The organism is Streptococcus cuniculi (assembly GCF_001921845.1).
In the GTDB taxonomy this organism is placed as follows: Bacteria; Bacillota; Bacilli; order Lactobacillales; family Streptococcaceae; genus Streptococcus; species Streptococcus cuniculi.
In genome coordinates this window covers 37,810-52,505 of the sequence record NZ_MSJM01000006.1, presented here as the reverse complement: position 1 = coordinate 52,505, position 14,696 = coordinate 37,810, and the positions used below count along the sequence as shown (strand labels likewise).

Here is a 14,696-nt window from a genome sequence, read left to right as displayed (position 1 = left end):
TCGCTCTCTAGTTTCTAGGCTGGGGTATCAACAGTCACTTCCCTGACTGTTGATATCCACAAAGTTGATTAGACCATCTTTGGAGCATAAATAGCGAACATTATGTCAATCAACCACTGCGCCAATATGTTTTTACTAATTCTGATAAAAAAGACTGGACTCTTTTGCCCAGCCTCTTCTTTTTCAATTATTTTTTCACAAATTGGGCAGATTGTTCACCCGCTTGGCGACCGAATACGATAATATCTGCAACGGCATTTCCACCGATACGGTTCTTACCGTGAATACCACCAGTCACCTCACCAGCTGCGTAAAGACCTGGAATCGCTTGACCTTCTTTGTTTAGGACTTCAGTATTGGTATTGATCTTTAGACCACCCATTGTATGGTGAATACCTGGTGCAATCTTAATTGCATAGTAAGGAGCTTTTGAAATGTTGCGCTCCATTCCTGTCGTCCGACCAAATTCAGTATCATTTTTCGCTTCGACTGCCTTATTCCAGCTGTCGATTGTGTTCTTCAAGTTTTCTTCAGACACGTTGAGCGCTTTTGCTAACTCTTCTACGCTGTCTGCCTTGATAACCATTCCCTTGCTTTCATAGGTATCAATTGATTTTGAATGTTCACGTAATTGTTGGTCAAAGACAACATAGGCGTATTGCTCTGGCAATCCATTGATAGCTGCTGAAACCTTATCACGTGTTTCCATTTCATTGTAGAATCGGTTTCCTTGAGCGTTGATGAGAACGGCACCTTCACCACGAATCGCTTCTGACACAAGGAAGGATTTTTCTTGGTATACTGTCGGATGGATTTGAATTTGCTCCATATCAACCGTATCTGCACCTAATTTCTGCGCCATTTCAATACCATCACCAGTTGCACCCTCATGGTTGGTCGTTACATAGCCTTTTAACTCAGGTTTGTATTTTGTAACAGTAGCCATGTTCGCACCGAATCCACCTGAAGTGACAATCACCGATTTAGAAGTGATGGTTTTTTCTTTTTTATCAACTGTTACTTTGACACCAGCTGCAACCCCATCTTTTTCAACAATTTCTGTGACATTCGCATTGACAAAAATTGGCACTTTACGTTCCATCAAGTTGTTATAAAGACCATTTACAAGGTAGCCACCAACTGCGGATCCGTCTGCTGGTCTATGGATACGCGCCTTACTGAAGCCACCTGAGAAAGTGACATTGTTGAGTGTGATACCCATGCTATCCAACCAGTCAATCGCTTCTGAAGAATGATCGACCATGTAACGGAGTAATTCAGGATTATTGGCCCCTTTTCCACCTTTTAATGTTTCTTCATAGAACAAGTCATTGCTATCATCAATCCCTTTTTCTTTTTGGAATTTTGTCTCTGAAGCATTCATTCCTCCTGAAGACTTACTTGTATTTCCACCTATCACAGGCATTTTTTCAAGAATCGCTACGCTCGCCCCTGCATCGTGAGCAGAAATCGCAGCAGCCATACCTGCACCACCTGAACCGATAACAACGACATCATAGCTATCTTTCAATTCAGCTGGATCTGTGTAGACCTTCTCTGACGCTCCTGAAACAGCCTCTTCTTTTGAAGAGGAAGCAGGAGTTGACGACTCTGCTGTATTGCTTGATTTGCTTCCACAAGCAATCAAGAAAACAGCAGCAAGTAAACTAAGTAAGGCACCCAGCCAAACTTTCTTTTTCATCATAAACCTTCTCCTTTTCTTTTGGTTACGATTCTAGTATACACTTTTCAGTAATCGTTTTCAAGATTTTTTGTAATTTTTTTCACAAGAAAACGAAAAGATTGCACCCCTTACCAGAAAGATGGTGAAATGTCAGCAATTAACAAAGCAACTCCCTGCAATTCTTAGGCGTTTTTCAAGCTCGCGTTTCTTTTTGATGCGTTTGTTCATGTTTCCTCCTGTTTTTGAGCATAAGAAAAGCACCTAGATTGTGCTAAGTGCTTAAGCGTATTTAGGATTATTTCTAAATTTGTTTATCATATCACCAAGAAATCGACCATCTTCAGACTCAAAGCCTTTCAACTGCTCCATTCTCTCGATTTCTTCGTCAAATATATCAATTTCCTCATCTGAATATTCTTTCGAAAATTCCCAACGAGGTAGTATTGATTGTATTTTTAAAAATTCATCTTCTGAAAAGAAATTACTCATCTTCATTTTTATATACTTCATGTCGTTTTCTGATGTTTCGTCTCGTTGGATTAGTCGAAACGATATTTACCTATTTCGGGATTCACCGCAACAGTTGTAACAGCACCTCTATACTGCTTAGATGACCTGCCGTTTTCATCATATTTAGTATAAGTCATTTCCAAAGGATTCTTGAGAGCAGAAAGTATCGTCTCAGATGTCCCGCTTCGTTCAATAATACGCTCTATTAAATGTTGAGATATATCCTTGATTTCGATGTCATCTATTGTTGTTACACCAATTATACCACTTTTTAGCTCTCTTTGCTTATCAAATATGTCTTTTTCTTTTTGTAACTTAAACTCCTGCTTCGCATAGCTATCAGGGTTGTAATAATAGTGCTCACGCTTGACATTCCGAGCCAAAAACAGGTGTTCATCGATATATGCACGATAAGTCGCATTCAGCTTATGTTCTTTAAACAACACAAAAAGCCCACTGTTGTAGGCTTTCTGTAAAGTAAGTAATGAAATTAAAGCATTTTGTTGTAGAATTCAACGACAAGTGCTTCGTTAATTTCTGGGTTGATTTCGTCGCGCTCTGGAAGGCGAGTCAATGATCCTTCAAGTTTGTCAGCGTCGAATGATACGAATGCTGGACGTCCAAGAGTTGCTTCAACAGCTTCAAGGATTGCAGGAACTTTCATTGATTTCTCACGAACTGAAATCACTTGACCAACTTCAACACGGTAGCTAGGGATGTCAACGCGTTTTCCGTCAACAAGGATGTGACCGTGGTTTACAAATTGACGTGCTTGACGACGAGTAGTTGCAAGACCTAAACGGTAAACAACGTTGTCCAAACGACGCTCAAGAAGAAGCATGAAGTTGAAACCAAGGATTCCGCCTTTGATTTTTGTAGCTTGTACGAACAAGTTACGGAATTGTTTTTCACCTACACCGTAAGAGAAACGAAGTTTTTGTTTTTCAGCCAATTGCAAACCGTATTCTGACAATTTGCTGCGGTTGTTTGGTCCGTGTTGACCTGGTACATAGTTACGACGAGCAAGCTCTTTACCTGTACCTGTAAGTGATAAACCAAGACGACGAGCTTGTTTCCAAGATGGTCCTGTATAACGTGACATAATAATGTCCTCCATAAAATAGTTTTTATGGAAATAGTCTTTGAGAAATCCTGATTCGTGCAGATACCCTTCGCCTAAACAGCTAAGGTTACTTCTATTGCAAAGTACCTGTTGACGAGCTTCATATTCCTCTGCTGCTATTTCACACAAAGAACAGTATAACATAGAAAAAAGGCTTTGTAAAGCCTTTTATTCCAACTAATCCAAATAATGAATCAAAATCTTTTCGGTTAAGACATCCGAATACGTATAAGATTCCACAAAGGTATTGTTAGGATCTTCGTATTCGACGATGAAGAGAGATTGGTAGACCTCGGTAATTCGGCCTTGTTTGTTTTTCTCGCGTTTGCGACCATTTTCAAGGGTCAACTCGACAATTTGTCCCTCGTGGTTTTTAATATCTTCTTTGATTTGCTTCATTTTGGCAACATCTGTAAATGCATCACTCATTCTTATCCATCCTCTCTCTTGGAAATACTTGAAAACTTGTTATACTCTTTTTGGAACATTAACTCGACGGTTCCACGCGCCCCTGAACGGTTTTTTTCAATAATCACCTCAACGGTATTATTGGGAATGCCACCGTCTTCTTGCTCTCCGCGTTCATAGTAATCATCACGATACAAGAAAGCAACGATGTCCGCATCCTGCTCGATAGACCCTGACTCACGAATGTCGGACAAGACTGGCCGCTTATCCTGCCGCTGTTCCACACCACGGGACAGCTGACTGAGGGCAATGACTGGCACTTTCAATTCCTTGGCTAAAATCTTCAATTGCCGCGAAATTTCAGAGACCTCCTGCTGGCGGTTTTCCCGACCAGTCCCTGTAATCAACTGCAAGTAGTCAATCAAAATCAAACCAAGATTGCCAGTTTCCTGGGCCAACTTACGGGAGCGAGAACGAATCTCTGTGATCTTAATCCCTGGCGTATCATCGATGTAAATACTCGCATTGGCCAGATTTGCCTGCGCCATGGTTAGCTTCTGCCATTCCTCATCTGTCAAATGACCTGTCCGAATGGAGCGCGAATTGATCATCCCTTCTGCAGCAAGCATCCGGTCAACCAGACTTTCTGCCCCCATTTCCAGAGAAAAGATGGCGACGGTCTTACCTAATTTTGTACCAATATTTTGCGCAATATTGAGGGCGAAGGCGGTTTTTCCGACCGCAGGACGAGCCGCCAAAATAATCAATTCTTCTTCGTGCAAGCCTGTTGTCATGGCGTCCAAGGCTGGATAACCTGTCGCAATCCCTGTAATATCAGAAGTTTGGCGCGAACGAATTTCAAGGTTTTCAAAGTTGAGATTCAAAATATCTTCAATCTGCTTGAAACCGCTCCGACTAGCACCTTCGCTGACATCGATTAAGGCTTTTTCCGCACGCGCAATGATTTCATCTGACTCATCCGCCCCATCATAGGCTTGGTTGATCGAATCGGTCAACCGCGCAATCAATTTGCGTAAATTCGATTTTTCAGCAACAATCTTGGCATAAAACTCGGCATTGGCAGAGGTTGGTACCGAATTGATGACCTCGGCTAAATAGCTCAAGCCACCAATATTTTCCAAATCACCATGGTTGGCCAAGTAGTTGCGCATGGTCGTTGCATCGATGACCTCATGCCGATCTGAAAGAGCGATCATGGCTTTAAAAATCAACTGGTGGGCATATTTGAAAAAATCATCTGCTTCAATATATTCGCGGACAAAGACCAGCTTTCCCTCGTCGATGAAAATCGCACCAAGGACCGACTGCTCCGCCAAAATATCTTGAGGTTGCACACGCAATTCATCTAATTCTGCCAAGATTCTCACCTCCTATCTCTGGTATGATTGACCTAGGCTTCTTTGATACTCAAGTTAATCACACCTGTCACATCTTGATAAATTTTAACAGGCACATCAATCAAGCCAACCGCACGAATCGGGTGGTCCAATTGAATGTTGCGTTTATCCACTTTGATGCCGAATTGTTTTTCCAATTCTTCGGCAATTTTCTTGCTCGTAATGGAACCAAAAGTACGGCCATCTGGACCAACTTTTTCCACAAAGGATACAAGCGTTGCTTCTTCAGCCAATTTGGCTTTTATAGCTTTTGCTTCTGCTACCATTTCAGCATGCGCTTTTTCTTGTGATTTTTGTTTGCCGCGTAATTCACCAATCGCTTGGTTGGTCGCTTCCTTGGCAAGGTTTTTCTTAATCAAGAAATTCTGGGCGTAGCCTGTTGGAACTTCCTTAATTTCTCCCTTTTTTCCCTTGCCTTTCACATCTGCTAAAAAAATGACTTTCATGAGGAACTCTCCTATTCTTCTTTTAATTCTTCCTGAATCACTTGATGCAATTTCTCCTGAACCTGTTCGAGTGATTGATCATGAATCTGAGCTGCTGCGAGATTAAAATGACCGCCACCGCCCATCTCTTCCATGATTCGTTGAACATTGACCTTGCTTCTGCTCCGCGCTGAAATGGCAATGTAATCATTGACATTTTTGGTGATGACAAAGACTGCTTCAATCCCTGCCATCTCAAGAATGGTATCGGCCGCCTTACTTGGAACAACATTGTCGTAGACGGTTTCTTGTGCACCACAGACGAGGACAATATGATTGGTCAACTTCTGTCCTCTTAGAATCAATTCATTGATTTGACGGTATTCATTGAAATCCGTAGCCGCAATCTGCTGAATTTCTGAACTATCGCTACCGCGATTTCTAAGGTAGCTAGCCACATCAAAGGTCCTACTGGTCACACGCGCCGTAAAATTCTTGGTATCCAGCATAATTCCCGCCATCAAAAGACTGGACTGCAGACGATTGAGTTTGTGGTGCTTGTCGTTTTGGAACTGAATCAATTCTGTCACCAATTCACTAGCAGAACTTGCACCACTTTCAATATAGGTCAAGACTGCATTGTCTGGGAAATCCGCATCGCGACGATGATGATCAACCACGACCACCTGACTAAACAATTCGTAAAATTCCTTGGACAGGGTCAAGCCGATTTTCGAGTGGTCCACCATGATGAGAAGCGATTGAGCTGTTACCTGCTTTTTCGCCTCCTCAACCGTCACCAGATTAGAGCAATTTTCCTGCGCTAATTTTTCAACCGCACGCTGAATATCAGCCCCCATATCCTGATCGTCATAGACTGTATAGGCATTGTTCATGATGTTTTGAGCAAAATACTGCATCCCCACAGCAGAACCCAGAGCGTCCATATCCAAATTGCGGTGTCCGACAACAAATACTGCATCAACCGTTTTTAACTTATCAGAGACAGCGGTCATCATGGCACGGGTACGGGTTCTCGTACGCTTGACGGATGAGGCCGAACCGCCACCGAAAAAGAGGGGCTGCTTGCTCTCATCGTTTTCTTTGACAACGACCTGGTCCCCACCACGAACCTCGGCCATATTGAGATTTTGCAGGGCAATCTGACCGATCTGCTGATGATTATTTGCTCCGTAAGCAATCCCCATACTCAAGGTAAGAGCTAGTTCGAGCTGTTTTGCCTCATCACGAAAACGATTGATAACCGAAAATTTGTCCTCAATCAATTTCTCCAAGACCGCGTAGTCTGTAAAGAAATAAAAGCGGTCCATGGTCCCACGGCGGTAGTAGATTCCATTTTCATTTGCAAAATCAGACACAAATTGCGCTAAGAAACTATTGATCTGGCTAATTTGAGAATCCGAGTAAATATCTTCTAACTCATCGTAATTATCGATGGAGATAATCCCAATCGCAGGTCTACTACCAATCAGATTGGAAGTCGCATAATACTCTGTTGATGCGTCAAAAAAGTAAAAAATCCCCTGCTCAAAATCGACATAGACGGCATAACGCTTATCTGCGACCGTTACGTAAGTCCGGTCCTCGTCTAAGCCTGCGTCAATGATTTCACGCAGTTTACGCTGATCAAACTCTCCGTCTTCTTTGACAAACAGCAGTTCAGCATAAGGATTAAACCACTCCACTTGATTGTCGTCTAAACGAATCTTAATGACCCCGACAGGCATATGTGCGAGCAGGCGCATCAAGCCATTATCAGCCTGGGCATTTAAATACTCAATTTGCTCTACTTCACTCACTTCGTAGGAATGCTTTTGGAAAATAAAAAGCAAGACCAGCAAAAAGAGAGCTAAAAAAATGGATAAATAGGTAATTGTCGAAGTTGGGTATAAGCCCTGTATCAAAGCCAATAATCCAAAGAGGATTACCCCAATCATCACAAAATGAATCGTTGAAAATCGAAATTTTTTCATCACTAACCTCTGCTTGCCATTTTACCATAAAACCGCTGAAAATGCTAGCTTCTATTTCCACAGAAGATTTACAAAAAGACCAGACAAATGCCCAGTCTTTAGTCATTATTTTTTGCTTTATTCTTTGAAATGGAACGGCTACGCCCTTCTAGATAAACCATGAGGATTGAAATATCCGCTGGATTGACCCCCGATATACGGCTGGCCTGCCCAATCGTTTCAGGAGCAATCAGCTTAAACTTCTGCCGTGCTTCGGTCGCAATCGAGTCAATATCATCCCAGTCAATGTCTGCTGAAATCCGTTTTTCCTCCATCCGCTTCATCTTCTCAACCTGATCCAAGGCCTTGCTGATATAGCCCTCATACTTGACCTCGGTTTCAATCAATTCAATGGTCTTATCAGACAATTCCTCCGCAGCAGGACCTACAAATTGGACTACATCTGCATAGGTCACCTCGGGTCTACGCATAAATTCCTTGGCTGTCAGCGCATCAGTCAAGGGTTTAAAGCCCATAGCGACAACCTTTTCATTGGTTTCCTTGACAGGCTTCAACTTGATTGAATCCAACCGCGCCATTTCATTTTCAAATTGATGTTTATGAATCTGGAAGACTTGGTAGCGTTCATCATTGACCAAACCAACCTGACGACCAATTTCCGTCAAGCGCATATCTGCATTATCATGACGCAAAATCAAGCGATACTCCGCCCGACTCGTCAACAGTCGATAAGGCTCAACCGTTCCTTTGGTCACCAAATCATCAATCATCACGCCGATATAGCCATCGCTACGCTTCAAAATTAACTCTGGCTTGCCCTGCACTTTCAGCGCCGCATTGATACCCGCGACAATTCCCTGACCAGCAGCCTCTTCATAACCAGAAGTCCCATTGGTCTGACCAGCAGTAAAGAGTCCTGAAATTTTCTTGGTTTCAAGGGTCGCCCGCAACTGATGGGGCATGACCATATCGTACTCAATTGCATAGCCAGTCCGCATCATCTCGGCATTTTCAAGCCCCTTGATAGAATGCACCAAGTCCTTTTGCACATCTTCTGGGAGACTGGTCGATAGACCTTGGATATAAATCTCGTCCGTATCACGCCCCTCTGGCTCTAGGAACAACTGGTGCCGTTCTTTATCTGCAAAGCGAACGATTTTATCCTCAATCGACGGACAATAACGTGGGCCCACCCCCTTGACCACACCTGAAAACATCGGCGCACGGTGCAAATTACTATTGATAATTTCATGACTGCGCGCATTGGTATAGGTTAGCCAGCATGGAATCTGGTCTTGCACATAATCCTCATCTTTTGATAGGAATGAAAAATGATTGGGCTTCTCATCTCCGGGTTGAATTTCTGTTGCAGCATAATCAACCGTACGTGCATTGACACGAGGCGGAGTTCCTGTTTTAAACCGCCCAATTTCAAGACCCAAGTCTTTCAAATTATCGGCCAAAGTGACAGAAGCCAGACTGTTATTTGGACCAGATGAATATTTCAAATCCCCGATGATAATCTCACCACGCAGAGCAGTTCCAGTTGTGACCACGACTGCCTTTGCCGCAAGATACTGATTGGTCGCTGTCCGAACACCAATCACTCGGCCATCTTCTACCAAAATTTCATCAATCATCGTCTGACGAAGGGTCAGGTTTTCCTGCTTTTCAACAGTCCGCTTCATTTCAAGCGAATATTTGGCCTTGTCTGCCTGAGCTCGAAGGGCACGTACGGCAGGGCCTTTTCCCGTATTCAACATTTTCATCTGAATGTAGGTCTTATCAATATTGCGCCCCATTTCACCACCGAGGGCATCAATCTCACGGACCACAATTCCCTTAGCCGAGCCACCAATAGACGGATTGCAGGGCATAAAAGCCACCATATCCAAGTTAATCGTCGCAAGTAGGGTTTTACAGCCCATCCGACTGGTTGCAAGACCTGCTTCTACCCCAGCATGTCCTGCCCCAATTACTACCACATCATACTCTTCTGTAAATGTATATGTCATTTCCTAGTCTCCTTTAATCGAATCTGTTCCACATTTCCTGACCAATTTGGCAAAGACGTTTTCAAAAAAGCGGGAACTACATCTATGTTGACAAGGTTGTCAACTTTTATCCCATAACAGGGTGACGTATCCCCTTCCTCCATCATGTTATAAGGTACTTCTTCTAAGGGCTCAACAAGATAATGAAATTCAATATTATGAAAGTCAATCATTTCTCCCTTGTCAACTGCTGTAAACTGATTTTCCACAATAAAGGCTAATTGCTTGACCGCTACCGCGATGCCCAGCTCTTCCTTGACTTCACGAACAACCGCATCTTCTGTTGATTCCCCAACTTTGACAGCTCCGCCAATCGTATAATATTTCTTAGTGTCCTCACGGTAGGAAAGAAAGAGCTTTTGATCTTTCAGAATCAGTGCTGTCGCTCGAACCCCAAAAATCTGCTGGTCTTTTTTTGTTCGAAAATCCACACGATACCTCATTTCTACACAAAAAGAGCCAAAACCCTCAGAAACTGTACGCAAAAAACGTCCAATTCCTATGAGCTTTGACCATCATAGCATTGTTATCCATATTGTAGCAAAAGGCAGGCTGAAAAGTCAACTAATTCGAATGAAAAATTCCCTCGGTTATCATTGTTCTCTTTGACAATCTACGGTATCCTATTTACAAATACAGAAAGGTGATTTACAAGATAAGAACCAATATCATTTTAGTTTCCATGCTTATTTGCACACTTACCGTCTTGATGTACATTCGTGCTACTGACAATCCCTTGAAAGACCTATACATTTTATTTATAGCAATTACTTTATCACTACGATTTTCATCATCAATCGAAAAGATAATTAGCTTTTTTCATTGTCAACATGATTGACAGTTTTAAATATACTGACACACTTTTCCGTCTTTAAAGGCAAGGTCAATCATACCTCCACCTATACACTCGTCACCATTGTAAAAGACAACGGCCTGACCAGGTGTAATGGCCCTTTGTGGCTCATCAAAGATGACTTCAGCCTTATCTCCTGTGACATGGACGGTCACTTTGGAATCCGGTTGACGATAGCGGAACTTAGCCGTACATTCAAGTGTAAAGGTTTCAGGCATCTCCTTTGTAAAGTGAACTTGACTGGCTGTCAAGCTAGTTGACATCAATGAATCATGATAGAATCCCTGACCTACATATAAAATATTTTGTGACAAATCTTTTCCAACAACGAACCATGGAGCGTTGTCGCCTCCGATTTGTCCACCGATACCAAGGCCTCCACGTTGACCGATGGTATAGTACATGAGACCTGCATGTTCGCCCATATCTCTGCCATCAACGGTCATCATTCGGCCAGGTTGAGCAGGTAGGTACTGGCTCAAAAATTCTTTAAAATTCTTTTCCCCAATAAAGCAAATCCCTGTCGAATCTTTTTTCTTGGCAGTTGCAAGTCCTGCACGCTCAGCAATTTCACGCACTTCTGACTTTTGCAAGTGACCTAAAGGAAACATGGTTTTCTGCAATTGTTCCTGTGATAATTGGCTGAGGAAGTAGGTCTGGTCCTTTCCATCATCCGCACCACGTAGCATGTGAACAAGACCATTCTCATCGCGTTTCACCTGCGCATAATGACCTGTCGCCACATAATCGGCTCCTAAGTTCATCGCATAGTCCAAAAAGGCTTTAAACTTGATTTCTTTATTGCACATCACATCTGGATTTGGCGTTCGTCCTGCTCGATATTCCGCAAGAAAATATTCAAACACCCGATCCCAGTACTCTTTTTCAAAGTTGACAGAGTAGTAGGGAATCCCTAGCTGATCCGCAACAGCTGCTACATCTTTGTAGTCTTCTGTCGCCGTACAAAAACCATTTTCGTCTGTGTCATCCCAGTTTTTCATGAAGATGCCAATCACATCATAGCCCTGCTCTTTGAGCAACAAGGCTGTGACAGAGGAATCAACACCTCCACTCATCCCAACGACAACACGTATCTTTGAGTGTTCACTCATTGTCTGTTCTCCCATCAATTTAATCTAGTGTAAACTAAGTTTACACCGTCTATTTTCAAAAAACGATTGAAGGTCGATTTTGAAGTACCTCACGGCACAGACAGTATTATACCATATCCCTAGCTATTTTCTAGCAAATAAAATCAAGAAGCAGATTTTCCGAACGTTATCTGATATAATACATATAAGAGAAACATGAGGAAGGTATATGACAAATTTAAAATTTCAATCGGTATTCGACATTATTGGACCCGTCATGATTGGTCCATCATCTAGCCATACCGCAGGAGCTGTCCGCATTGGCAAGATTGTCTCATCTATCTTTGGTGAGACTCCGACAGAAGTCGAATTTCAACTCTACAATTCATTTGCCAAAACCTATCGAGGTCACGGAACAGATGTCGCTCTGGTAGCAGGTATTTTAGGCATGGATACAGATGACCCTCGCATTCCAGACTCCCTTGATATTGCACGAGAAAGAGGCATCAAGGTCTACTGGAAAATCAATAAAGATAGCAATACTCCTCACCCAAATACGACCCGTATCATTATCAAAAATGACCACAAATCCATTTCTGCAACAGGTGTGTCCATCGGTGGAGGAAATATCCAGGTGACCGAGCTAAACGGCTTTGCGGTCAACCTTAATATGAATACCCCAACCATCATCATCGTCCACCAAGATGTGCCTGGAATGATTGCAAAAGTGACGGATATTCTATCAAAATATGACATCAATATCGCCCAAATGAACGTGACACGAGAGAGTGCTGGCGAAAAAGCAATTATGATTATTGAAGTCGATTCCAGACAATGTGGCGATTCCATTGCTGAAATTGAAGAAATCCCGCATTTACACAATGTCAATTTCTTCAACTAGAAAGAGAAAAATATGTTTTATACAATTGAAGAACTGGTAAAACAGGCAAATCAAGACTTTTCAGGTAGTGTCGCTGAACTCATGATTGAAACAGAAATCGAGCTGACTGGTCGTTCTCGAGAAGAAATCTTGACACTGATGTCAAGAAACTTGACAGTCATGAAATCCTCGATTCTAGACGGTCTGACAGAGAGTAAATCGGTGTCAGGTCTCACAGGAGGTGATGCAGCCAAGCTTGAGCGCTATATCAAGTCTGGCAAGACCTTATCAGACAAAACGATTCTATCTGCTGCCCGCAATGCTATTGCGGTAAATGAATTAAATGCCAAAATGGGACTGGTCTGCGCTACCCCAACTGCTGGCTCTGCTGGCTGCCTGCCTGCCGTCCTTGGAGTTGCCATTGACAAACTTGGACTAACAGAAAAAGAACAGCTTGACTTTCTCTTTACAGCAGGAGCTTTTGGGCTGGTAATTGCAAACAATGCTTCTATTTCCGGAGCAGAAGGAGGCTGTCAAGCCGAAGTTGGCTCTGCCGCTGCCATGTCGGCTGCTGCCGTTACCTTAGCTGCAGGTGGCAATGCCTTTCAAGCTAGTCAGGCTATTTGCTTTGTCATCAAAAATATGCTCGGTCTGATTTGCGATCCTGTTGCTGGTCTTGTAGAAGTCCCGTGCGTCAAGCGAAATGCCATGGGAGCTAGCTACGCCCTCGTTGCAGCTGATATGGCGCTAGCAGGGATTGAGTCCAAAATTCCTGCAGACGAAGTCATTCTTGCCATGTACCAAGTCGGATCTAGCCTGCCTACCGCCTTTCGAGAAACAGCAGAGGGCGGCCTTGCCATCACTCCAACCGGTCTAAAACTAAGCAAGGAGATATTTGGACAATGACAACCGTTTATTTTGTTCGCCACTGCGAGCCAAACTACAACAATCACGATGATTTGACAAGAGAATTATCGCCAAAAGGTTTACAAGATTGTCAACTAGTAACCGACTTCTTGTCAGATAAAGAGGTTGACATCGTTTTATCCAGTCCATTAAAGCGGACCATCGATACGTTAAAACCCTTTGCCCAATCTCAAAATCTTACGATTGAGACGGTTGCGGATTTTCGCGAACGTAAGATTGACGATGTGTGGATTGAAGATTTTGATAGCTTTACAGCAAAACAGTGGGAAGATTTTTCTTTCAAACTAGAAAATGGAGAGAGCCTTCAAGAAGTCCAAAATCGAAACATCGCTGCTTTACAGAAATGTTTACAGGATTATTCAGAAAAAACGATTGTCATCGGAAGTCATGGGACAGCACTTTCGACTATTCTCCATTACTATAGTGAGAATTTTGGACTGAACGATTTTTTAAGAATCAAGCCACTCATGCCCCATATCGTTTGTTTAGAATTTGACGAGTTTACATTACTAAGTCTAAAAGAATACACATTGTATAAGGGATAGATAAAAAAAGACCGAGTTCGGTCTTTTTGTTTTCTTCATGCTTAATACCAACCATGTGCCAACCAAAAGTTTTTAGCTGCAACCCATGAGCCATAGCGAGCTGCAACATAAGCATCTGCTACGCGTTCTTGATTTTCAGGGGAATAATCTCCGTTTAAGTAGCTATCTGTCAACTGATAGCGACCATAGTATCTACCATTTCGAGCTGTATAACTACCGCCTGATTCTTTTTGTGCAATCCACTCTTTGGCTTCTGCCTCAGCATCTGTTACCGTAGAAGTGTTAGAAACTGGAGTTGCTGCAGGAGCTGCCTGTGTTGTTTGGACTGGCGCAGCTGGAGCTGGCGTTTCTTGAACTGGTGCCGATTGAGCTGGAGCTACTTGACTTGGTGTTTCTTGAACTGGCTCTGCTTGAACAGGTGTTTCCTGAACTGGGGTTTCTTGAACGACTGGTTCAGAAACTACTTGTAAAGGAACATTCGCTACTGTCTCTGATAACTTATATAATTCTAATACCTGATTCACATAAATCAAATTCGGATTGCTAATCTGATTCAGAGCAACCAATTCTTCAACAGTTGTTTTGTAAATAAGAGCGATTTTAGATAGGGTATCTCCAGATTTCACCTTGTAGGTATCTGCACTTACGACACCAGCAATCAAGATGGAACTCATTGCAATAAGCCCTGCAATCGCTAATCTTAATTTATTACTTGTACGTCGTTTGTTACGTGTACGTCTCATATGATATACATAGTCCTTTCTTTCAGTCATCTTCTATGATA

General features: G+C 42.7%; 15 protein-coding genes. 3 read left to right on the top strand and 12 right to left on the bottom strand.

The genetic code is table 11. The features are described 5' to 3' along the window. Positions 1-187: 187 nt before the first annotated feature. From BU202_RS07260 to mnmA, 11 genes are all read right to left on the bottom strand, one after another. Positions 188-1,702 (bottom strand): flavocytochrome c, encoded by a 1,515-nt coding sequence (locus tag BU202_RS07260; protein ID WP_075105243.1) that lies wholly within the window; start codon positions 1,700-1,702, stop codon positions 188-190. A 261-nt stretch (positions 1,703-1,963) separates the two neighbouring features. Beyond that, entirely contained in the window at positions 1,964-2,179 is a 216-nt protein-coding gene (locus BU202_RS07255; RefSeq protein WP_142354771.1) for a hypothetical protein, read from the bottom strand. Positions 2,180-2,223: 44 nt separating this feature from the next. Continuing rightward, positions 2,224-2,640, bottom strand: coding sequence for a hypothetical protein (locus BU202_RS07250; protein WP_075105128.1), 417 nt, complete (start codon positions 2,638-2,640; stop codon positions 2,224-2,226). Positions 2,641-2,684: 44 nt separating this feature from the next. Further along, positions 2,685-3,296, bottom strand: a complete 612-nt coding sequence (gene rpsD, locus BU202_RS07245; RefSeq protein ID WP_075105127.1) for a 30S ribosomal protein S4 — start codon at positions 3,294-3,296, stop codon at positions 2,685-2,687. 198 nt (positions 3,297-3,494) lie between these two features. Further along, a complete protein-coding gene (locus BU202_RS07240; protein WP_075105126.1) occupies positions 3,495-3,746 on the bottom strand; it encodes a Veg family protein in 252 nt (83 codons plus the stop codon). A gap of 2 nt (positions 3,747-3,748) precedes the next feature. After that, the gene (gene dnaB, locus BU202_RS07235; protein ID WP_075105125.1) at positions 3,749-5,104 is read right to left on the bottom strand and encodes a replicative DNA helicase; all 1,356 of its coding nucleotides are present in this window, start codon (positions 5,102-5,104) and stop codon (positions 3,749-3,751) included. Between the two features lie 32 nt (positions 5,105-5,136). Further along, the gene (gene rplI, locus BU202_RS07230; RefSeq protein WP_075105124.1) at positions 5,137-5,589 is read right to left on the bottom strand and encodes a 50S ribosomal protein L9; all 453 of its coding nucleotides are present in this window, start codon (positions 5,587-5,589) and stop codon (positions 5,137-5,139) included. Between the two features lie 11 nt (positions 5,590-5,600). Next, positions 5,601-7,562, bottom strand: coding sequence for a DHH family phosphoesterase (locus BU202_RS07225; protein WP_075105123.1), 1,962 nt, complete (start codon positions 7,560-7,562; stop codon positions 5,601-5,603). A gap of 98 nt (positions 7,563-7,660) precedes the next feature. After that, complete coding sequence (gene mnmG, locus BU202_RS07220; protein WP_075105122.1) at positions 7,661-9,577, bottom strand: tRNA uridine-5-carboxymethylaminomethyl(34) synthesis enzyme MnmG; 1,917 nt, start codon at positions 9,575-9,577, stop codon at positions 7,661-7,663. After that, positions 9,574-10,047: an NUDIX hydrolase gene (locus BU202_RS07215; RefSeq protein ID WP_089503455.1), complete on the bottom strand. Its 474-nt coding sequence runs from the start codon at positions 10,045-10,047 to the stop codon at positions 9,574-9,576. Before BU202_RS07215 ends, mnmG begins: the two co-directional genes overlap by 4 nt. 412 nt (positions 10,048-10,459) lie before the next feature. Next, complete coding sequence (gene mnmA / locus BU202_RS07210; RefSeq protein WP_075105121.1) at positions 10,460-11,581, bottom strand: tRNA 2-thiouridine(34) synthase MnmA; 1,122 nt, start codon at positions 11,579-11,581, stop codon at positions 10,460-10,462. 208 nt (positions 11,582-11,789) lie between these two features. On the opposite strand from mnmA, the gene sdaAB reads away from it, so the two are divergent. From sdaAB to BU202_RS07195, 3 genes are read left to right on the top strand one after another with little or no spacing between them, the layout of a single operon-like run. After that, positions 11,790-12,461: an L-serine ammonia-lyase, iron-sulfur-dependent subunit beta gene (gene sdaAB / locus BU202_RS07205; protein ID WP_075105120.1), complete on the top strand. Its 672-nt coding sequence runs from the start codon at positions 11,790-11,792 to the stop codon at positions 12,459-12,461. 12 nt (positions 12,462-12,473) lie between these two features. Next, a complete protein-coding gene (gene sdaAA / locus BU202_RS07200) occupies positions 12,474-13,346 on the top strand; it encodes an L-serine ammonia-lyase, iron-sulfur-dependent, subunit alpha (RefSeq protein ID WP_075105119.1) in 873 nt (290 codons plus the stop codon). Continuing rightward, positions 13,343-13,912 (top strand): histidine phosphatase family protein, encoded by a 570-nt coding sequence (locus BU202_RS07195; RefSeq protein WP_075105118.1) that lies wholly within the window; start codon positions 13,343-13,345, stop codon positions 13,910-13,912. The genes sdaAA and BU202_RS07195 overlap by 4 nt, the downstream gene beginning before the upstream one ends. A gap of 41 nt (positions 13,913-13,953) precedes the next feature. Here the strand turns inward: BU202_RS07195 and apf are convergent, their stop codons facing one another. After that, positions 13,954-14,655 carry an aggregation-promoting factor gene (gene apf, locus BU202_RS07190; RefSeq protein WP_075105241.1) on the bottom strand — a complete coding sequence of 234 codons (702 nt, stop codon included), beginning with the start codon at positions 14,653-14,655 and terminating at the stop codon, positions 13,954-13,956. Positions 14,656-14,696: the final 41 nt, after the last annotated feature.